The 20,486-nt window shown below is 62.6% G+C and carries 15 protein-coding genes; 4 read left to right on the forward strand and 11 right to left on the reverse strand.

Translation table 11 applies throughout. The annotated features are described in order from the left end of the window. Positions 1–2: 2 nt before the first annotated feature. The 3 genes from DAES_RS15495 to DAES_RS15505 form a co-directional block, all read right to left on the reverse strand. A complete protein-coding gene (locus DAES_RS15495; protein ID WP_013515983.1) occupies positions 3–836 on the reverse strand; it encodes a GNAT family N-acetyltransferase in 834 nt (277 codons plus the stop codon). A 46-nt stretch (positions 837–882) separates the two neighbouring features. Next, the gene (locus tag DAES_RS15500) at positions 883–1,746 is read right to left on the reverse strand and encodes a 4-hydroxybenzoate octaprenyltransferase (RefSeq protein WP_013515984.1); all 864 of its coding nucleotides are present in this window, start codon (positions 1,744–1,746) and stop codon (positions 883–885) included. 64 nt (positions 1,747–1,810) lie between these two features. Continuing rightward, positions 1,811–2,245 (reverse strand): DMT family transporter, encoded by a 435-nt coding sequence (locus tag DAES_RS15505; RefSeq protein WP_236608423.1) that lies wholly within the window; start codon positions 2,243–2,245, stop codon positions 1,811–1,813. 162 nt (positions 2,246–2,407) lie between these two features. Here DAES_RS15505 and DAES_RS15510 point away from each other — a divergent pair, with 162 nt between their 5' ends. The 3 genes from DAES_RS15510 to DAES_RS15520 all read left to right on the forward strand — a co-directional run bounded on the left by DAES_RS15510 (position 2,408) and on the right by DAES_RS15520 (position 6,553). Continuing rightward, positions 2,408–2,758, forward strand: coding sequence for a TraR/DksA family transcriptional regulator (locus DAES_RS15510; RefSeq protein WP_013515986.1), 351 nt, complete (start codon positions 2,408–2,410; stop codon positions 2,756–2,758). 31 nt (positions 2,759–2,789) lie between these two features. Continuing rightward, positions 2,790–5,237, forward strand: coding sequence for a glycosyltransferase (locus tag DAES_RS15515; protein ID WP_013515987.1), 2,448 nt, complete (start codon positions 2,790–2,792; stop codon positions 5,235–5,237). Between the two features lie 248 nt (positions 5,238–5,485). After that, positions 5,486–6,553: an IS110 family RNA-guided transposase gene (locus tag DAES_RS15520; protein WP_013515988.1), complete on the forward strand. Its 1,068-nt coding sequence runs from the start codon at positions 5,486–5,488 to the stop codon at positions 6,551–6,553. Between the two features lie 545 nt (positions 6,554–7,098). Here the strand turns inward: DAES_RS15520 and DAES_RS15525 are convergent. The 4 genes from DAES_RS15525 to DAES_RS15540 all read right to left on the reverse strand — a co-directional run bounded on the left by DAES_RS15525 (position 7,099) and on the right by DAES_RS15540 (position 13,785). Then, positions 7,099–9,345: a vitamin B12-dependent ribonucleotide reductase gene (locus DAES_RS15525; protein ID WP_013515989.1), complete on the reverse strand. Its 2,247-nt coding sequence runs from the start codon at positions 9,343–9,345 to the stop codon at positions 7,099–7,101. Positions 9,346–9,766: 421 nt separating this feature from the next. Next, positions 9,767–10,459: a hypothetical protein gene (locus DAES_RS17710; protein ID WP_013515990.1), complete on the reverse strand. Its 693-nt coding sequence runs from the start codon at positions 10,457–10,459 to the stop codon at positions 9,767–9,769. A 12-nt stretch (positions 10,460–10,471) separates the two neighbouring features. Then, a complete protein-coding gene (locus tag DAES_RS15535) occupies positions 10,472–12,856 on the reverse strand; it encodes a PAS domain S-box protein (protein ID WP_013515991.1) in 2,385 nt (794 codons plus the stop codon). Positions 12,857–13,053: 197 nt separating this feature from the next. Continuing rightward, the gene (locus tag DAES_RS15540; RefSeq protein ID WP_013515992.1) at positions 13,054–13,785 is read right to left on the reverse strand and encodes a class I SAM-dependent methyltransferase; all 732 of its coding nucleotides are present in this window, start codon (positions 13,783–13,785) and stop codon (positions 13,054–13,056) included. 393 nt (positions 13,786–14,178) lie between these two features. Between DAES_RS15540 and DAES_RS15545 the strand changes: the two genes are divergently transcribed. Then, positions 14,179–15,351 carry a pyridoxal phosphate-dependent aminotransferase gene (locus tag DAES_RS15545; RefSeq protein ID WP_013515993.1) on the forward strand — a complete coding sequence of 391 codons (1,173 nt, stop codon included), beginning with the start codon at positions 14,179–14,181 and terminating at the stop codon, positions 15,349–15,351. Positions 15,352–15,443: 92 nt separating this feature from the next. On the opposite strand, the gene tyrS is transcribed toward DAES_RS15545, so the two are convergent. The 4 genes from tyrS to rny form a co-directional block, all read right to left on the reverse strand. Beyond that, positions 15,444–16,727: a tyrosine--tRNA ligase gene (tyrS, locus tag DAES_RS15550; protein ID WP_013515994.1), complete on the reverse strand. Its 1,284-nt coding sequence runs from the start codon at positions 16,725–16,727 to the stop codon at positions 15,444–15,446. 54 nt (positions 16,728–16,781) lie between these two features. Continuing rightward, complete coding sequence (locus DAES_RS15555) at positions 16,782–17,555, reverse strand: TIGR00282 family metallophosphoesterase (RefSeq protein WP_013515995.1); 774 nt, start codon at positions 17,553–17,555, stop codon at positions 16,782–16,784. Between the two features lie 136 nt (positions 17,556–17,691). Further along, positions 17,692–18,609, reverse strand: a complete 918-nt coding sequence (locus tag DAES_RS15560; RefSeq protein WP_013515996.1) for a CheR family methyltransferase — start codon at positions 18,607–18,609, stop codon at positions 17,692–17,694. Positions 18,610–18,779: 170 nt separating this feature from the next. After that, positions 18,780–20,336, reverse strand: coding sequence for a ribonuclease Y (gene rny / locus DAES_RS15565; protein WP_013515997.1), 1,557 nt, complete (start codon positions 20,334–20,336; stop codon positions 18,780–18,782). Positions 20,337–20,486 lie beyond the last annotated feature (150 nt).

The following is a 20,486-nucleotide window of genomic DNA, read 5'->3' on the forward strand; positions in this document are numbered from 1 at the left end:
GCCTACCCCAGTTCAAAGGATGTGACGCCGAAAAGCCTGCCCATATCCGTGTCCGGCGCGCCGCCCGCGTACATGCGCACCGTGGTGAAAACCCCTGGCATGGACCGGGCCAGGGCCGCGGCCTGAGCGTTGGGCTCGATGACATCAAGGAAAAACTGCTCGCCCGGCACAGCGGCGGCCAGGGCCGCGAGCAGAACCCCGGCCACGTCCGCGTTGTCGGCAAGGAGCGGGCCGATCTTGTGCCCCTCGGCGCAGGGGCGGATGACCCCGAATCCAGCCAGCCGGTCGCCGTGCATGACGCCGTAGCCGGACACGCCCGGCGCGTTGATCCACGCCCGCATGAAGGATTCGCGTCCGGCAGGGAAGCATTGGCGGTCCAGGCGCAGGATCTCGGCAAAGGGGACTTGATCGAGCCGGACCACTCCCTGCGGCATGGACCCGCCGCCTCTGCCCGCGTGGCGCACGCTGCGGTAGGCCGGGACAAAGCCCGCCCTGCGGTAGATCGGCTCCTGGTCCAGGACCGAGTCAAGCCCCACCACGCACCCGTCCAGATAGGCCATGGCGTGACGCCACAGGGCCATGCCATATCCCCTGCCCCGAAACTCCGGCAGGACGATGAACAGGCCGATGAAACCGAAATCGTCCTGATAGCGGACCGCCGAGATGGTGCCCACAGGCCGCCCTTCCACCTCGGCCACGAAAAACCCGTTGGGATCGGCGGCATAAAAACTGTCGGCGTCGGCCTGGCCGGGATTCCATCCCTCCCTGGCCGCCAGCCCGATGGCCAGATCCATGTCCGCGCGCGACATTGTCCTGATGGTCGGCGTCTCAGCCATTGTCCGCTCCTCTGCTGTCAACGGGTTTACGCTCCCACTCTGGCTATCAGCCCGCAAGGAACATATCAAGGAGCACGCCAAAGAAAAGTGCCACGGCAATGACCCCGTTGAGGGTGAAGAAGGCTACATTGACCCGGCTCAGGTCATCGGCCCGCACCAGCCGGTGCTCGAACATGAGCGTCAGCCAGACGGCCAGGGCCACGAAAAAGTAGGGCCAGGAAAGGCCCGCGCTCCATCCGGCCAGGATGAAGAACACCCCGGTCACCACATGGCTCATGGTGGAAACCTCCAGCGCGCAGGCCACGCCGAGCCGGGAGGGCATGGAGTGCAGCCCGCGTCCCAGATCAAACTCCGCATCCTGGCAGGCATAGAGGATGTCGAACCCGGCCACCCAGAAGGTCACGCCGAAGAAGAGCAGCGCGGCAGGCAGGGTCAGGACCGGGTCCACGCACAGCCAGCCCGCCACCGGGGCCAGCCCCAGCACCGCGCCGAGCACGAAATGGCACCACCGCGTCAGCCGCTTGCAAAAGCTGTAAAAGGCGGACAGTCCGAGCGCCACGGGCGAGAGCAGCAGGCACAGCGGGTTCATCAGCGCGCAGGCGGCCACGAAGATCAGGGCCGTGGCGACGATAAAGAGCAGGGTGAACCGGGTGGACAGCTCGCCCGTGACCAGGGGCCGCCCCTGGGTTCTCGGATTGTCGCTGTCGATGTCCAGGTCGGCGTAGCGGTTGAAGGCCATGGCAAAGGAACGCACCGCCACCATGGCCACGGTCAGGACGGTCATGTTCCACAGCCCCGGCCATCCCCCGGCGGCCAGAAAGGCCCCGGCATAGGCAAAGGGCAGGGCAAACACCGAATGCTCGATCTTGATCATCCGGCAGACCGAAGCCAGATCCTTGGCAAAAGGCATGGGTTCCTCCATGGGGCACCAGGACATGGGCTCGGCCCGCCCCTGTCCGGTCGGCTCGCGCCGTCTAATACTTGTTGACCAGCACCGCGCCCGCGATGATCAGGGCCACGCCCGCCACGCGCGGCCAGGTGACCTCGCGCAGGGCGAAACTGACCAGCCCGAAGTGGTCGAGGATCAGGGCGGCCAGGAACTGCCCGGCCAGAAGCCAGGCCATGGTGGTGGCCGCGCCGAGCTGCCCGGCCAGGACAATGGTGGCAAAGACGAAAAACGCGCCGAGCGCGCCGCCCGTCCACGCCCACCAGGGCACCCCGGCGGCCACGCCCGCAGGCGGCAACTCCACCCTGGCCGCCACCACATAGGCCAGCAGGCACACGGTTCCCACCGCAAACGACACCAGCGCGGCCACGACCGGCTCGCCCAACGCATGCCTCAAACGCAGATTGATGCCCGCCTGCAGGGGCATTCCCGCCCCGGCCAGCAGAGCGAAAAGTACAAACATCCATTTCATGCCCGCAGGGTATCGCCGTTTTCCCGTTTCGTCCATGGGGACACGCATCCATTCGATGCGGAATCGTCGGCCCGCCGTCACCAAAGCGTCAATCACCCCAGGGGGCGCAGGGGTAGAGAAAGCCATCATCACTCTCATCCTCCGGAGGAAACCATGACCGAAACGCAACGCCGCGAGATCAAGGACCATCTGTTGAACGGACTGAGCAGCCTGACCGTGCAGGAGGCAGCCGAGACCTTTGCGGTCGAGAACTGCCCCGACGAAACCGACTTCGCCACCCAGCTCGCGCAGCAGGGGGTGAACCTGGCCATGCAGCGCCGCCGCATGGCCCGCATCAAAGAATACGAGTGCGCCATCAAACGGCTGCGCGAGACCGACTACGGCACCTGCGACGAATGCGGCGACCCCATCGGGCTGGCCCGGCTCAAGGCCAACCCCTCGGCCCGGTTGTGCATCGTCTGCCAGTCTGCCGCCGAGGAAGAAGATCACGCCCGCTGCGCCTGAGCGACCGGACCAAACAGAGCGAGGCCACACCATGGCTGATTCCCGGTTCAGGGTGGACATGCACGTCCACTCGAAGTTCTCCACACGCCCCTCGCAGTGGCTCCTGCAAAAGATCGGCTGCCCTGAAAGCTTCACCGAGCCAGCCACCCTCTACGCCATAGCCCGCGAACGCGGCATGGACCTGGTGACCATCACTGATCACAACACCATCAGCGGCAGCCTGGAGATCGCCGGGCTTCCCGGCACGTTCGTCAGCGAGGAGATCACCACCTACTTTCCCGAAGACCGGTGCAAGCTGCACGTCCTGGCCTACGACATCACCGAGGCCCAGCACGAGGACATCCAGCATGTCCGCGAAAACGTCTTTGATCTGGTGGGCTATCTGCGCGGCCAGGACATCACCCACGTGCTGGCCCACCCGCTCTTCGCGGTCAACGACCGGCTGACCCCGGCCCATTTCGAGCAATCCCTGCTCCTGTTCGACGTGTTCGAGGAGAACGGCACCCGCGATGCGCGCCAGAACCAGGTGCTGCGCGACATCCTGGCCCGGCTGACCCTTACGGACATGGAACGGCTGGCCAACACCCACGGCATCGCGCCCCACGGACAAACCCCCTGGCGCAAGGGGCTCATCGGCGGGTCCGACGACCACAGCTCGCTCAACATCGCGCGCATGCACACCACCTTTGCCGGCACGGCGTCGGTCAAGGCCGCGCTGGCCGGGGTGCGCGACCACTCGGCCCGGCCCGGCGGCTCGTCGGCCACGCCCCGGACCATGGCCCACAACCTCTACGGCATCGGCTACGGCTTCTACCGCTCGCGCATCGGGGCCATGAGCCACGCGGCCAGCGAGCACCTGTGCTTCCGCTTCGTCAAGCACGCCCTGTCGCCCGACCGCACCGGGGGCGGCTCCCTGGTGGACCGCTTCCTGCGCCTCATAGGCCGGGGCAAGGCCTCGCTGCACCGGGAATACGGGCCGAGCAAATCCGTGCAGGATATGCTGCTCAAGGAAGCGGGCGACATCATTGCCGGCGATCCCGACCTGATGCGCATCGCCAAAGGCGAGATCATCGACATCCTGACCCTGGAGCGGGAATGGTCCAGGTTCGTGTCCCTGGCCGCCAACCGCGTGCTGGCCCAGTTCGCGGACCGCACCCTGAACGCGGCCCTGGGCGCCAACCTGTTCGACGTGTTCCACTCCATCGGCTCCGCCGGATCGCTCTATGCCCTGCTGGCACCGTATTTCGTCGGCTACGACCTGTTCGCCAGCGAGCGCAAGTTCTCGCGCGAATGCCTGGCCCGGTTTCGGCCCAAGGCGGGCAAACGCGACGCCAAAAATCTCAAGATCGCCCACTTCACCGACACCTTTGACGAGATCAACGGCGTGGCCCGGACCATCCGCCAGCAACTGGCCATGGTCGCCCGCCACGGCAAGGACATGACCGTCATCACCTGCGGGGCCAGCGCCGACATCCCCGGCGCAGTCAGTTTCGCCCCGGTGGGCCGGTTCTCCATCCCGGAATACCCCGGCATCGAGCTGGCCTACCCGCCCTTTCTGGACATGCTCACCCACTGCTTCGAGCAGGAGTACGACTGCATCCTGGCGGCCACGCCCGGCCCCGTGGGACTGGCCGCGCTGGCCATCTCCCGCATCCTCAAGCTGCCCTTTCACGGCACCTACCACACCGCCTTCCCCGAGTACGTGGGTACCCTGACCGGCGACTCGGCCCTGGAAGACGGCTGCTGGCGATACATGAGCTGGTTCTACAACCAGATGCAGATCATCTACGCGCCCAGCGAATCGACCCGGTTCGAGCTGGCCGACCACGGCATCGACCCACACAAGATCGTCACCTACCCGCGCGGGGTGGATACCGACCGCTTTCACCCGGCCAAGCGCAACGGGTACTTTGTCCAGTACGCGGTGGAAGGCCGGACCAAGCTCCTCTACGTGGGCCGCGTGTCGCGCGAAAAGGGGCTTGAGGTGCTGGTGGAGGCGTTTCTCAAGGCGTCCCGGATGCGCGACGGGCTCCAGCTCATCGTGGTCGGCGACGGGCCGTATCTCGACGAGATGAAGCGCAGGCTCCGGGGCGCGCCAGCCACCTTTACCGGGGTGCTCAAGGGCGAGGCCCTGGCCCAGGCCTATGCCAGCTCGGACCTGTTCGTGTTTCCCTCGGCCACGGATACCTTCGGCAACGTGGTGCTGGAGGCGCAGGCTTCGGGGTTGCCGGTCATTGTCACGGACAAGGGCGGGCCGTGCGAGAATGTGCTGCCCAATGAGACCGGGCTGGTTGTCCCGGCAGACGATCCGGACGCCCTGCTCAGGGCAATCCTCCATCTCATCGACGCGCCGGAGCGGATACAGTACATGCGGCAGAAGGCCCGCTCCCATGTGGAGAAGAGGACGTTTGACGCCACCTTTCTCAAGACATGGGAGATATTCGGGTCGCATGTCGGGGAGAGGGAACGCGCCTCTTGAGGACGGAAACAGAAGTGGAAACCGCCTTCGGCGGAATGGGGAGTTGGGTGAGGGGGGGGGCGGCGTTGAGACGGGAAGGCAAGGAAAAGACAAAGAGCCGTCGCTGTCGCTCCTCCACGTTTTTTGATTGCCCTCCCGGCGGGGCTACTTTCTTTTGCTGGCCCAAAAGAAAGTAGCCAAATACCATGCTGGCCTTACCTGAGGTAGTCTGAGTTTGAACGACAACTTAGAACCGCAGGAGGCACAGCATGGCAAAGTATTCAGTATCACGAATCAGCGATTTTCTGGAAGCGTTTGAAGGCCGGGAGATTCACGTCGGCGTGGACGTTCACAAACTCAGTTATCATGTGGCGGTGCGTCGCGAGGATGGGGCTTGTGAGACATGGGTAGCGCCTGCCAAGCCATATGATTTGGTCCTGGCGTTGCTCGAATTGGGGCAGCCAATAGCACAGGTCACTTATGAATCCGGCCCAACGGGTTTTGGGCTATGTCGGGCCATGGAAGAGGCTGGCATAGATTGCTGCGTGGTTGCCCCGAGCAAGGTTCCCCGTGCTGTGGTTGCGGGGTCAAAGACAGATCGGTTGGACTGTATCAAACTGGCCGACTATGCCGCCAAGGGCATGCTTAAGGGGATCGCCGTGCCTACTCCTGCCGAGGAAGGAGAGCGCAGCCTGATTCGCCGCAGGTCGCAGATTGTCGACAACATCCGCCGCGCCAAGTTACGGATCAAGTCGTTGCTGCTTTACGTCGGCGTGGAGGAGCCGCCAGGGCTATCGCAGTGGTCCGGGCAAGCCGTTGGGAGACTGTCGACTCTTCAAATCGAGCCTGCCGCCAAGTTGACGCTGGACAGCCTGTTGCGCGAGTTGTCTTGGCAGAAGGTGGAGCTAAAAGAGATCGAGGCGACTCTGTCCATGATCATGGTAAAACGGCATGAAGAGGCTATGAAGCGGCTGCGGACGGTCCCCGGCGTCGGCCCGACGGTCGCCACCACGTTTTTGCTGGAGGTCTTTCGTCCGGAGCGTTTTCAGTGTCATGAACAGGTCGTGTCGTATCTCGGTCTTGCGCCGACGGTTCGCCAAAGTGGTGAGCGATCATCACGCGGCCGACTTGTTCCTGTCGGACAAAAACGATTGCGAAGCCTCCTGGTCGAATCCGCTTGGATATGGCAGGCAAAAGTTCCTAAAATCAAAGAACGTTACAACCAGCTTGTCGCAAAAACAGGAGTGCCGCAAAAAGCCATTGCAGCCATAGCTCGCCTCCTGGCAATCGTTTTATGGCGTTTGAGTCTTTCGGGCCGTTGTTATCAAAGTTCATAACCTGAATCACCAATCTGCGCGGGCGTTTTTCGGCTGTTTAGACAGCGTGAACCAAATGGCGCAATAATGATTTTGTACCGAACGAATGGTACTTGGTGCCAGAGAGCACGAATAGGAAAAGGCTATACACAGATTCCCTTGACGGTGGGCCACATAGGAAGAAAAAGGCCTTTCCAGCTTGGCCGCCTGCACTCCACGGCCAAGAATCTGATCAAATCGCGCTGCTCCCGAATCAAGTCCTCCGCTTCGCTCCGTCCGTGATTCGAAAGAGCCGCAGCTTGCGATTTGTCAGCTTCTAGGCCTTAGGAGGCTTAAGGGCTGGGACGCGCGAAGGTTGCAAGGACTGCGGATGCGGTTGGATGAGGAGAGAAAAGCTGCTGCCGAAAACTCTTATAAACCCCCTGCCGCATGCAATGGCGCGGGCCTGTCCATCCCGAAAGGGTGGGCAGGCCCGCGTCAGTGTATGCGGCTCTTACCGCCGGAGGCTCGCTTGGGGTCCAGGGCAGCGCCCTGGCCGCCGGAGGCATTAGGTTCGGGTCAAGGGGTTAGCCGCACTTGGTGTAGGCGCAGGCCTTGCAGATATGGCAGCCTTCCTCAAAGACGAGCGGTTCGCCGCATTCGGGGCAGAGGTCTTTGTTCAGGGCCGGGGAGCCCGCGCCCACGCGGTCGCCCTGGAGGTAGCGGGATTCGAAGACGTGGGCGATGGCGTCGGGGATGGATTTGACCAGGTGTTTTTTCATGAACTTGGGGTTTTCGCCGCCGATGCCTTTGAGTTGCCCGACGATTTCGCGGACCTCGACCCCGGAGCGCAGGGCCAGGGAGACGAGGCGACCAATGGCTTCGGCCTTGGCGGTGATGGAGCCGCCTGATTTGCCGATGGTGGCAAAGACTTCAAAGGGTTTGCCGTCCATCTCGTTGACGGTCAGGAAGAGCATGCCCAGGCCGGTGGGGATCTTCTGGGTAAAGCCGTAGATGACATCGGGCCGGGCCTTGACCACGGATTTCCCGGCCTTGGCGTCGTCCATCTTCTTGTCACCATCGCCGGTGCAGAGCACCTGGGAAGTCTTGGAACCGTCACGGTACACGGTGACTCCCTTGCAGCCGTATTCGTAGGCTTTCCAGTAGATGTCCCAGATGTCTTCCCTGGTGGCCGAGCCGGGCAGGTTGACGGTCTTGGACACGGCGTTGTCAGTATATTTCTGGAAGGCGGCCTGCATCTTGAGGTGCCAGATGGGCTCGATGTCCATGGCGGTGACATAGACGCGACGCAGGTCATGGGGCAGGTGTTCCATCTTCCGGATGGTCCCCACCTTGGCGATCTCCTCCATGAGTTTTGGGGAGTAGGCGTCGGCTTGCTTGAGGGCGGTCTCGAAGAAGGGGTTGCTCTCCACCAGCTTGTCGTTGTCCATGACATTGCGCACAAAGCTGAGGGCAAAGAGCGGCTCCACGCCCGAGGAGCAGCCGCCGATGATGGACAGGGTACCGGTGGGCGCGATGGTGGTGGTGGTGGCGTTGCGGTAGGGGCCGAGGTTGGCCTTGCCGAACACGGACTCTGCATAGGCGGGGAACGGTCCACGCTCGGCGGCGAGCTGTTTGGACGCGCTGCGCGCCTCGTCACGCATGAACTTCATGACGCGCTCGGCCAAGTCCACGGCGGTCTGGGAGTTGTAGGCAATGTCGAGCTGGAAGAGCAGGTCGGCCCAGCCCATGACGCCCAGGCCGATCTTGCGGTTTTTGCCGACCATCTCGGTGATCTCGGACAGCGGGTAGACCGAGGCGTCGATGACGTTGTCGAGAAAGCGGACCGAGAGGTGGATGATGCGGCGCAACTCGTCCCAGTTGACCTCGGAATCGTGGCCGTTTTTGCCCTTGGCGTAGCACTTGCCGAGGTTGATGGAGCCGAGGTTGCAGGCCTCGTAGGGGAGCAGGGGCTGCTCGCCGCAGGGGTTGGTGGACTCGATCTCGCCCAGGGCGGGGGTGGGGTTGTCGCGGTTGATGCGGTCGAGGAAGACGATGCCCGGATCGCCGGACTCCCACGCCTTCTGGACCAGGAGGTTGAAGACCTCGCGGGCGTTGAGCTTTTCCACCACCTGGCCGGAGTTGGGGGCCATGAGGTCGAACTCCTCGTTTTTCTCCACAGCGCGCATGAAGGCTTCTGTCAGGCCGATGGAGAGGTTGAAGTTGTTCAACTCGCCGTCGCGCTCCTTGGCCTTGATGAATTCCATGATGTCGGGATGGTCCACGCGCAGGATGCCCATGTTGGCCCCGCGCCGGGTGCCGCCCTGCTTGATCTGCTCGGTGGCGCAGTTGAAGATGCGCAGGAACGAGAGCGGGCCGGAAGCCACGCCGCCGGTGGAGCCGACCACCGAGTCCTTGGCCCGCAGCCGCGAGAAGGAGAAGCCGGTGCCGCCGCCCGACTTGTGGATCATGGCCGCGTGCTTGACCGCGTCAAAGATGTCCTCGATGGAATCGGCCACCGGGAGGACGAAGCAGGCCGCCAGCTGGCCCAGGCCGGTGCCCGCGTTCATCAGCGTGGGCGAGTTGGGCAAAAAGGAGTAGGAGGTCATCAGGTCGTAGAAGTCGCGCGCCAGGGTGGCCGGCTTGCAGCTGGACCCGTCATACTTGGCCTCCTCGGCCGCGATGGCAGACGCCACCCGCCAGAACAGCTCCTTGACCGTCTCGTAGACAATGCCCTCGGCGTCCTTTTTCTGGTAGCGCCGGGCCAGGACTATCTTGGCGTTTTCGTTGATGATCGGATCGGGCAGGCTGGCGGGCATCTTCGTTTTGGACATGGACGGACCTCGTCTGAAAAGCTGAAATGTTTAACTTTTATATGAAAAGCCTGAAAAAAAGGCGGCACAATTAGAGATTGTCTAGACTACAGAAGGAACGACTAAAAGACCAGTTGAAAGTGCGGGTGGAGGGCAAAAAGGCGGCCAGCCCGCGCCGTTCCTGGGCTGGCGGGCGCGGCCAAGCTAGGAATCACTCTTAAATCAGCGGGGCAGCCGGACGGTCATGGTGGTGCCAGCCAGATGGGCTAATGAGGGGCCTTCATCCGAAAAAGCCGTCTGCGATCATAAAGTTGACACTGCCTCCGAACAATCCAACGGATTAATAAATCTGTGGCACTCGAATGCCATTTGACACTCACGGCTTGCAATAGCGGCGTTCTTGTATTGAAGAAAATGCGCCCCTATAACGGCTACCTATAATTTATATCTGGTCAATCATTTTCTGTATAATATCTTCTGTCATTTTCCCATCTACTAGGCTCCACGACGCCAAAATAGTATACAGAAATGCTGAGAGTTTTTTTACGTGATCATAATGGCAGTCAGCATAATTTATTGCTTTGAAAACATTTTCTTGCAATGTAACAAACAGCGAGTGTGAGCCTTCCTCTGAAAAATCTATGTTATTAAGAACATACTCGATATCCTTGTACAGCAACTTAAGATCTATGTGGATATCGCGGATGTACCTGCCGTTTTCATCTAATCCATTTAAAGCGTCATACCATCTTTGAATATTTTCACCGCTGAAGTACTCTTTAAATTGGTTGTGATCACATAGCTCGTTCACTAAATTAGAGTCTGTTGAATGACTATCTGCTGCATAGAGCAAGTTGCAGATCGTGTTTTCTTTAAATGACTTATACCGCTGGCTGATATTTTCCCTTATGATTTTTCTTTTTTTAACTTCTGGCAAATATACAAGTATATACCACAAAAAAATTGAAACTACATACCCACAAGACAGGTTGAACACGATTGAGTTTCCATTGTTCAATGAATAGAACAATGGTTCTACCCAGGTGCCCTGTAGAAAAGGTAGAATTGGGTCATCACTTCCAATAAATATGCCTAGAATTGAAATTGGAAGAGAGAATAGGATTAGCTTTTTCATGAAGATCTTATCCTAGTGTACAGGCAGCCGGAGGGTCATGGTGGTGCCTTGGCTCTCGGAGGTGGTGAAGCTGATGGAGCCGCCCAGGGTGGTGGCGATGAGCTTGGCCGTGTAGGTGCCGAGCCCGGTGCCCTGGCGCTTGCCCGCGGTGACGTATTTTTCGAAGAAGGTGCTGCGGATGGCCTCGGGGATGGCTCCCGCGTTGTGCACGGTAATGACGTGCTCGTCAGCGGCGCGCATGTTCAAGGTCACGGTGGAGCCTTGGGGCGAGGCCTCGACCGCGTTCTTGATCAGGTTGGAGAGGAGTGCGTAGCAGAGCAGCTCCTCGGAGCGGACCATGAAGACGTTGTCCGGCCCGGCTGGTTCGCCGGAAAGGTTCACGGCCATGGATACGCTTGATGCGCGCAGCACGGGCCGCAGGTCGTCGAGCACAGATTCGGCCACGGCCAGCAGGTCCACAGGCACCGGGTAGAGGGTGTAGGTGCCTGCCTCCATCTTGTAGAGGGCGCGGGACATGTCGATGATGTTGAGCATCCTCCGGCTGGCCTGCTTGACGCTTTCGAGCAGTTCGCGCTGGTCGCTGGTCAGGTTGTCGGCCCGGTCAAAGAGGGTGAAGAGGGTCTGCACGGCCAGGGTGGGCGAGCGCAGGTCGTGGCGCACCAGCCGCTCCACATCCTCACGCAGGGTCTCGACCCGCTTGCGCTCCGAGATGTCGAAGACAAAGGCGATGGCCACCTCGGTTCCCTTGAAGAGCAGGTGATAGGCCGAGACCTCCACGGCGAGGCTGGTCTCGTCCTTGCCGCGCACCACGGACTCAAGGGTGACCACCTGATCCTCCTTGAGCCTGGCCCACAGGTCGGGCCAGGTTTCCCTGGTCACGGCAGAGGTCACGTCGGCCACCACCATGCGCCGCAGCTCGCTGCGGGTGTAGCCGAGCATCCTGGCTCCGGTCAGGTTGGCGTAGACGATGCGCCCGGAGGGCCTTACCCGAAACACGCCCATGGCCGCATTGTCCACGGCGAACTGGGTCAGCCGCAGCTCTTCCTCGGCGTGCAGCCGGTTGGTGATGTCCGTGCCGTAGGAGATGGTGGCCAGCTCCTCATCGTCGCCGGTTACGGAGTTGCGCCACAGGATGTGCCGCGTCTCCCCGCTCTTGGTCAGAATGGGGCTTTCAAAAGTGTCGGCCACGCCGCGCGGCCCCTCGTTGACCAGCCGCGAGAACTCGTCCCAGACAAAGGGAAACCGCTCCTTGGGCACCACCAGCTCGAACCAGTTGCGCCCCAGGATCTCGTCGCGGGCATAGCCGGTGACGGTCTCACCCGCCCGGTTGAAGAGCCGCACATGGCCCGCGTAGTCCAGGCCGACGATGATGATGTCTGCGGATTCGATGATCCGCTGGGTGGCCTCGTGGGCGCGCCGGTACTCGGCCTCGGCCAGCTTGCGCTGCGCGATCTCCCTGGTCAGGCGGCGGTTCCACAGGAAAAACAGCGACAGCAGCAGCATCGCGCCCGCCAACACCAGCCCCACCATGCGCCAGACCTGCGGGCGCCCGACCCACTGGCTGTCATGGAGCACGGTCCAGTAGTCGCGGATGCCGGTGCGCTCCTCCTTGGTGATGGAGGCCAGGGCGCGGTTGACCAGGGTCAGCAGCACGGGCCAATCCTTGCGCACGCCGATGGACAGGCGCGAGGAATACTCGGTGATGGCCGCGATGCGGATGTTGGAAATGCCCCGCTCCCTGGCGAGATAGGCGATGGCGGCCTCGGGCGCCACAAGGGCCGAGGCCCGGCCCGAGACCAGGGCGCGCAGCCCCTCCTCGGAGGAGGCGACAGGCATCAGCTGGATGGCTGGATGGTCCCTGGGAATGCGCATGGCCGGAACGTGTCCGGCAGCCACGGCCACCACCTTGCCCGACAAGTCCTTGAGCCCGGAGATGAACGGATAGTCGGCCCGAGTGGCGACGACGATGGGCAGGAGCAGGTACGGCTCGGACACGAGCATGTCGCTCTCGTGCTCCGGCGCGCCCGGCAGCGCGCCCACCATGTCCACCTCGCCCGCCTTGGCCAGCTCCCACAAGGCCGGGAAGCTCGACGCACGCACCCGTGTGGGCGTGAGCCCCAGCTTGCGTATGACGATATCCACATAGGCCGGGGACATGCCCTGGATGGACCCGTCCGACCCCCGGAACACGACAGGCGGAGAGCCGAGCCAGACGCCCAGGCGCAGGTCCTTGTGGGCATCGAGCCAGGCCTGCTCCGCCTCGGTGACGTAGAAGGATCCGACCCGGTTCACCGCGCGGCGGTCCTGCCCGCCAGCGGGCAGGCTCCACGCCAGCGCGGCCAGCAGGGCCAGGACCAGGGCCCACGGCAGGGCCAGACCAAGGCGGCGGTTCGACATGCGCAATCCCGGATCAGCGACTTCAGGGCATGACTCGACAACAGGGCCAACGACGCTCGGCAAACCAGTCGAAATTACACCATATCGCATTTTTCGACCCACGACAAACAGGAGTCTGCCAGCCAGCGAAAAAATAAACAGGATGCGCGCAGTGTGTGCAACCCCTGCTGCAGGCGGATGGATGCTGCCCGGGTCTATCACCTCCTGAAGCAGAGGAACTCGTATCCGTACACGCCGGGATGCGCCCGGTAGAGGCTGATCTCGCGCCGACTGCCGTCGATGACGGCCCGACCGTCCGGGTCATCGCCATAAAGCGTTTCCACCTTGTCCAGATGTCGCTCCAGATCATCGTAAAAGGCATCCCAGCACTCGCGGTCCACAGAAAAGTGGCCGACGGATTCATATCCCAGCGCCTGTCCGGCGCTAACGATGTCCGCGGGCGTGCGCATGGCAGGGTACTCTTCGGCCCAGTAGGCACGCACCTCGTCAGGGACGGAAGTGGCAAGCCAGACCGCGTCGCTGAACACCAGAAAACCGCCGGGCCGCAGGAACCGTTTCCATTCCTCCATGGCCTGGTCCACACCCATGATATAGGCCGCGCCCTCGCACCAGATCAGGTCAAAGCTCTCCGGCTCGAAATCCAGGGCAGCCATGTCGGCCTTCGCGGTCGCGATCCGGTGGGCCAGACCAGCGGCGGCAGCCCGTCCGGCCAGGGTGTCCAGAAACGGCTGATGCACGTCCACGGCCACCAGGCTGCCGCCGGTCAGCCCGGCCAGGGCCAGGGTCGCCCCGCCTGAACCGCACCCAAGTTCCAGCACCCGCGGGCTTTCCGGCAACCCGGCGCACAGGGCCAGGGCGCGCTGGGTCATGGCCCGGCTGCCCGGCCCCTCTCTGTCCAGTCCTTCATATATCTTGAAAAGTATCTCCATGAATCCTCCCTGCCCGCTGCTGCGGCTGCATGTACTCCGGGGCGCGGCTGGCAACCCAACTCCCCCCTTCGCAAAAGAATCGGCCCTGAAGACACACCCCGCCCGTGCGCACCGGACACGGAATGCAGCCTCTCGCATTTCCGGTCATCAATCCAGTCGTATTCCCGCACCGGCAACGACAACGGTCACGGTTTCCACAGGCAAAACAGGCGTTCCTTTCCCCTTGGCGACTCAGGGCAGACACCGGCGCAGCCCCATGAACCCGCCGACAGGGCAACACTCCGGACAACTTTTTTCCCCTGGTGGGGAAAAGCGGATTTACCTCTGTTTTTTTTTGGTCTATTGGGGCTTGGGAACTGCCCGTCTTACCCCTTTCAATCAAGAGAGCGTTGCATGCGTATTTCCGACCGTCTGGAGAGGATCAAGCCATCGGCCACCCTGGCTGTGAACGCCAAGGCGCAGGCGCTGAAGGCCCAGGGCCGGGAGATCATCAGCCTGGCCGTGGGCCAGCCCGATTTCGGCACCCCGACGCACGTCTGCGAGGCGGCCAAGGCGGCCCTGGACGAGGGTTTCACCCGCTACACTCCGGTGCCGGGCATTCCCGAGCTGCGCGAGGCCGTGGCCGCCTACTATGGCCGGTTCTACGGAGCCAGGGCCACGGGCGACAACACCATCATCAGCAACGGCGGCAAGCAGGTGCTCTACAACCTGTTCATGGCCCTGCTCAATCCGGGTGACGAAGTGCTCATCCCGGCCCCCTACTGGGTCAGCTACCCGGCCATGGTCCAGCTGGCGGACGGGGTGTCCGTGTTCGTGCCCACCACCGCGGACCAGAACTTCCTCGTCACCCTGGACGCCCTGGAGGCGGCGCGCACGGACAAGACCCGGCTGCTCCTCCTCAACTCGCCCTCCAACCCCACGGGCTGCTGCTACACCCAGGTCCAGCTCGAAGCCATCGCGGCCTGGGCGCGCGAAAAAAAAGTCTTCATCGTCTCCGACGAGGTGTACGACCGGCTGGTCTACGCCCCGGCAGAGCCCGCCTCCCTGGCCAAGACCTGGGAGGCTTATCCCGAGACCATCGCCATCGTGGGCGCGCTCTCCAAGTCCTTCTGCATGACCGGCTGGCGCGTGGGCTACGCCCTGGCCCACGAAACGCTGATCAAGGCCCTGTCCAAGATCCAGGGCCAGTCCACCTCCAACATCAACTCCATCGCCCAGAAGGCGGCCCTGACCGCCCTGAACGGCTCATGGGACATCGTGGACGAGATGAAGCGCGCCTTTGTCCGCCGCCGCGACATCGCCTACGGGATCATCACCGGCTGGGGCGCGCAGTGTCCGAAGCCGGACGGCGCATTCTACCTCTTCCCGGTGCTCGGCCAATTCTACACCGCCGACGCGCCCGACTCGGCCACCATGTGCGCCAAGCTGCTTGATGAAGCAGGCGTGGCCCTGGTGCCCGGCTCCGCCTTTGGCGATGACACGTGCATCCGCTTCTCCTACGCCGTGGACGACGATACCCTGCGCACCGCCCTGGAGCGCGTGGGCACGGTACTGACCGGCAAATAACCGGACCGCGATCCAGACAAAAAAAGCGGGCCTGCCGGAACAACTCCGGCAGGCCCGCCCTGTGTGCGCTCTTGGCAGCAGTCAGAGCCGGCTCAACCCCGGGTGACGAGGCCGTAGTGCTTCTTGCCCTTGCGGATGATCAGCAGCTCGCCGCCGATGAAGTCGGCCTCGGCCACGCCCTGATCGGCCTCGACCCGCTCGCCGTTGATGTAGACGCCGCCGCTCGCGATGTCCTTGCGGGCCTGCCCCTTGGAGGCAGCCAGTTGGAGGTCCAGCAGCATCTGCGGCAGGTCGGGCACGTTGGAGGGCGCGTAGTGGCAGTGGGGCGCGGTTTCCAGCGCGGCGCGCAGGGTGGCCGGGTCCACGCCCTTGAGCGAGCCTTCGCCGAACAGAGCCTCTGTGGCGGCCATGACGCGGTCCAGCTCGGGCTGGCCGTGGACCATGCGCGTGACCTCCTCGGCCAGCCGCTTCTGGGCCGAGCGCAGGTGTGGTGCCTCGGCCAGTTCCCTTTCCAGGGCATTGATCTCGTCCTGGTCCAGAAAGGTAAAGAGCTTGAGGAACTTGATCACGTCGCGGTCATCGGTGTTGATGAAGAACTGATAAAAGGCGTAGGGCGGCGTGATGTCCGGGTTGAGGAAGATGGCGCCCTTCTCGCTCTTGCCGAACTTCTTGCCCGAGGCCGTGGTGATCAGCGGGAAGGTCAGGGCAAAGACCTCTTCCTGCTCGCCGTCCTCCTGGGCGCACTTCTTGCGCACCAGCTCACAGCCAGCAGTGATGTTGCCCCACTGGTCGCCGCCACCGAGCTGCAACCGGCACCCCTTGGTCTTGAACAGGTGGTAGTAGTCGTACCCCTGGAGGATCATGTAGCTGAACTCGGTGTAGGAGATGCCCACATCGTCGCGGTCGATGCGACCCTTGACCGACTCCTTCTGGAGCATCCAGTTGACCGTGAAATACTTGCCCACATCGCGCAGCAGCTCGATGGCGGTCAGGTCCTTGGTCCAAATATAGTTGTTGGTGATCTCCGGGCGATCACCGGTGTTGCGCTCAAAGAAACGGCGCACCTGCCCCTTGATCTTTTCGGAGCGGACATCAAGGTCTTCCCGGCGCGAAAGCTCGCGCTCCTTGTCCTTGCCCGAGGGGTCGCCGATGAGGCCGGTGGCGCCGCCCAGGAGAAAGATGGGATTGTGTCCGGCGCGCTTCATGCGGGCAAGACACAAGAGCGGGACGAGGTTGCCGACGTGCAGGCTTTCGGCGGTGGGGTCAAACCCGCAATACATGACTGCGCCCTGGTTGGACAGGTAGGTGCGCACCTTCTCCTCGTCAGAGACCTGGTTGATCAGCCCACGCCATTTCAATTCGTCGTAAATGTTCATCGATTCCTCATTGTTTCCGTGCGAATATCACTATCTGGCCCGCATCCGCGCAGCTTATTCCTGCCGGAACGGAACTATGGAAACCGCCGTGCCGGTCGTATCATCTATGTCAAAAACCGCGCCGTGTAAAACCCCTTTGCCCGGTGCCACTTCGAGCACGCCGGGCAGGCCGGTGCGGTAGCGGTCGATGATGATTTCAGGCCGCATGCCGATGCACGATCCCATTGGGCCGCACATGCCCAGGTCCGTTATATAGGCTGTCCCGCCGGGCAGCACAACAGCATCGTTGGTCTGGGTATGGGTATGGGTGCCAAGCACTGCGCTGACCCGGCCATCCAGGAACCAGGCCAGGGCCTGCTTCTCGCCCGACGCCTCGGCGTGAAAATCCACGATGCGGATGACCACGTCGTCAAGCTCGGCCAGGGCCGCCTCGGCTGCGGCAAAGGGGCAGTCCACCGGCGGCATGAAGGTGCGCCCCTGGAGGTTGATGACAGCCACCGGCGCACGCCCCTCGCGCCGAAAGACGCGTACCCCGGAGCCGGGCGCGCCGACTGGATAATTGTGGGGCCGCAGCAGCCGCTCGTCCGTGTCCAGGAGATTCCAGAGGTTCCTGAACTTCCAGGTGTGGTTGCCGCCGGTCATGCCGTCGATGCCCGCGCCAAACAGCTCCGAGGCGTTGCGGGCCGAGAGGCCGAAGCCGCCGCTGGCGTTCTCGCCATTGGCAAAGACCAGATCAATGCCCGCCTGCTCGCGCACCCGCCTGACTTGCTCGCGCACCACCGCGCGACCGGGCCTGCCCACGATGTCGCCAAGAAACAGAATCCGCATGCTCCTCCTCCCCCGCAGGGTAAGGCGTGGTAGCAGATTCGCGCCCAAAAGACGAGTCCCGGAATGTGACAATCGCGGCGCGCCAAGGGAATGTGGTGAGTGGGAAACGGTGATCGGGCCTGGCCCTGGGGCGGAATCAGCCGATCTTCTGGAACACGGTGGGCGCGATCTGCCGGATGGGCAACCGCATGCCGGAGAGGCTCTCGGAATGGCCGATGAAGAGATAGCCGCCCGGCTTGATGTGATTGCAGAACTTGTTGAAGAGCACCACCTGGGTGTCACGGTCGAAGTAGATGACCACGTTGCGGCAGAAGATGATGTCCTGCGGCTCCTGGATGCGGAAATCCTCCATGAAGTTGAGCTGCTGGAAGCTGACCTTGGCGCGCAACCCGCCGTCGATCTTGATGAGCGGCTTGGTCTTGCTTTTGAGCAGGTATTTCTTCTTCATGTTCTGAGGGATCTCGTCGGCCTTCTCAATGGAGTAGACGGCGCGCATGGCCTTTTGGAGGATCTCGCGCGAGATATCCGTGGCCAGGATGGCGAAATCAAAGCCCTGGGAGCGGACCGCGAACTCGGACAGGACCATGGCCAGGGTGTACGGCTCCTCGCCGCTGGAGCAGCCCGCGCTCCAGAGCCGCAGGGGTTTCACCCGGCCAACGCCGCGCTGCCACAACTCGGGCAGGACCATGGTGTTCATGATCTCCCAGTGCTTGGGCTCGCGAAAGAAATGGGTGGTGTTGGTGGTGACCACGTCCACAAGGTGCGAGCGCTCCTGCTCCCGCCCCTGCTCGGAAAAAACGTAGTCGCAATATTCCTTGTAGGAGTGCATGCCCAGGGCACGCAGCCTTTTTTGGAAGCGCGACTGGAGCAGCACTTTCTTGGTGGGCGGCATCTTGATGCCGAACTCGCTCTGGATGAGTTCGCTGAAGCGCTTGAACTCGCCGTCGCCCATCTCGGCGCGGAACAGACTCATGGTCTTTTCCATGGACTTGTTCAGCGCCTCCTTGTCGAGGTGCGGCGCACCGCCTGCGGCGACTCTGTTTTCCTTGCTCATGGGCTGGCTCCAAGGGGCGTGGCGTTCATGCCCCGACCCTCCATCCTTGCTGATCACAAAATCCGTTCCCGCGCCATGATAAATCGGGCCGGACGCAAAGTTCAGGCCGCCCCCCCCAGGGCCACGAAACACGGCCCGGACCTCTGGCGAAGTCCGGGCCGCTCATTGCGCTATTTGGCGTAGCCGACGGCTCGTTTTTCCCTGATGACCGTGACCCGGATCTGGCCGGGATAGGTCATGTTGTTCTCAATCTTCTCGGCGATATCCTTGCACAAGACATAGGTGCTCTCGTCGCCGACCCGCTCGGAATCGACCATGACGCGGATCTCACGGCCCGCCTGGATGGCGTAGGCCTTGGACACGCCGTCAAAGCTGGTGGCCAGCCCTTCCAGCTCCTCAAGCCGCTTGACATAGTTCTCAAGCAGCTCCTTGCGTGCGCCGGGGCGCGCGCCCGAGAGGGAGTCCGCGGCCTGGACCAGATTGGCCAGGATGGACATGGGCGGGGTGTCCTCGTGGTGGGCGGCGATGGCATGGACGATCTCCTTGGACTCGCCGTGCTTCTTGGCCAGGTCCGCGCCGATGATGGCGTGGGGGCCTTCGACCTCGTGGTCCACGGCCTTGCCCAGGTCGTGCAGCAGCCCGGCGCGCTTGGCCTCCTTCTCGTTGAGGCCCAGCTCGGCGGCCATGACGCCGCACAGGAAGGCGACCTCCATGGAGTGCTGGAGCACGTTCTGCGAGAAGCTGGTGCGGTAGTGCAGCCGCCCGAGCAGGTTGACCAGCTCCGGGTGGATGCCGTGCACGCCCACGTCAAAGGTGGCCTGTTCGCCGATCTCCTTGAGTTTGGTGTCCATCTCGCTCTCGACCTTCTTGACCACTTCCTCGATGCGGGCCGGGTGGATGCGCCCGTCGTGGATGAGCCGCTCCAGCGCCTGCTTGGCCACCTCGCGCTTGAGCGGGCTGAAGGCGGAGAGGACCACGGTCTCTGGCGTGTCGTCGATGATCAGGTCCACGCCCGTGGCCGCCTCGATGGCGCGGATGTTGCGCCCTTCGCGGCCTATGATGCGGCCCTTCATGTCTTCGGAGGGCAGGGTCACGGCAGTGACCGTCTGCTCGCCCGCGTAGTCGCCCGCGTAGCGTTGCAGGGCCAGGGAGAGGATTTCGCGCGCCTTCTTGCTGGCGTTTTCCTTGGCCTCCATCTCGATGGTGCGGACCATCCTGGCGGCCTCGTGCCGGGTGCGCGACTCGATCTCGGCCAGGAGTTTTTCCCTGGCCTCCTCCACCGTCAGGCCGGATATTTCCTGGAGCCTGCGCTCGTGCTCGCCAGCCTTCTGCTCAAGGTCCTCCTCAAGCTCGGCCAGCTGTTTTTCCTGCTTGATGAGCTGTTTTTCCAGCTCCACCACCTGGGCTTCCTTGTCTGCGACCTTCTCGCGCTTGGCGTCGAGCCGCTCCTCCTTGCCCTGGAGGCGTTTCTCTTCGTTCTTGAGCTGGTTTTCGCGGTCCTTGAACTCGCGCTCCAGCTCTTTCTTCTGGCTGAAAATCTCGTCCTGCGCCTGGAGCCTGGACTCCTTTTTCAGGGCCTCGCTCTCCTTTCTCGCCTCTTCGACGATCCGGTCGGCCAGCCCGCGCGCGTCGGACACCTGTTTCTCGGATATGTATCGTTGCAGCAGGAACCCGGCCCCAAGGCCTAGGCCAGCCCCTGCGCCGATCATGGCGATTTCTATGAACATGGGGATTTCTCCTTGTGTTATGTTGACAGACTTTGGGCGGTCTGTTGACGCCAACAACGCGCTTGAGGCCTGGGATGCAAGGGCACAAAGAGAGTGTGCATACGCACATGTCGGGAGGGATGAGGAAAGGCTTGGTCACCGTGCCGGTCC

This window comes from Pseudodesulfovibrio aespoeensis Aspo-2 (assembly GCF_000176915.2).
Taxonomy (GTDB): Bacteria; Desulfobacterota; Desulfovibrionia; order Desulfovibrionales; family Desulfovibrionaceae; genus Pseudodesulfovibrio; species Pseudodesulfovibrio aespoeensis.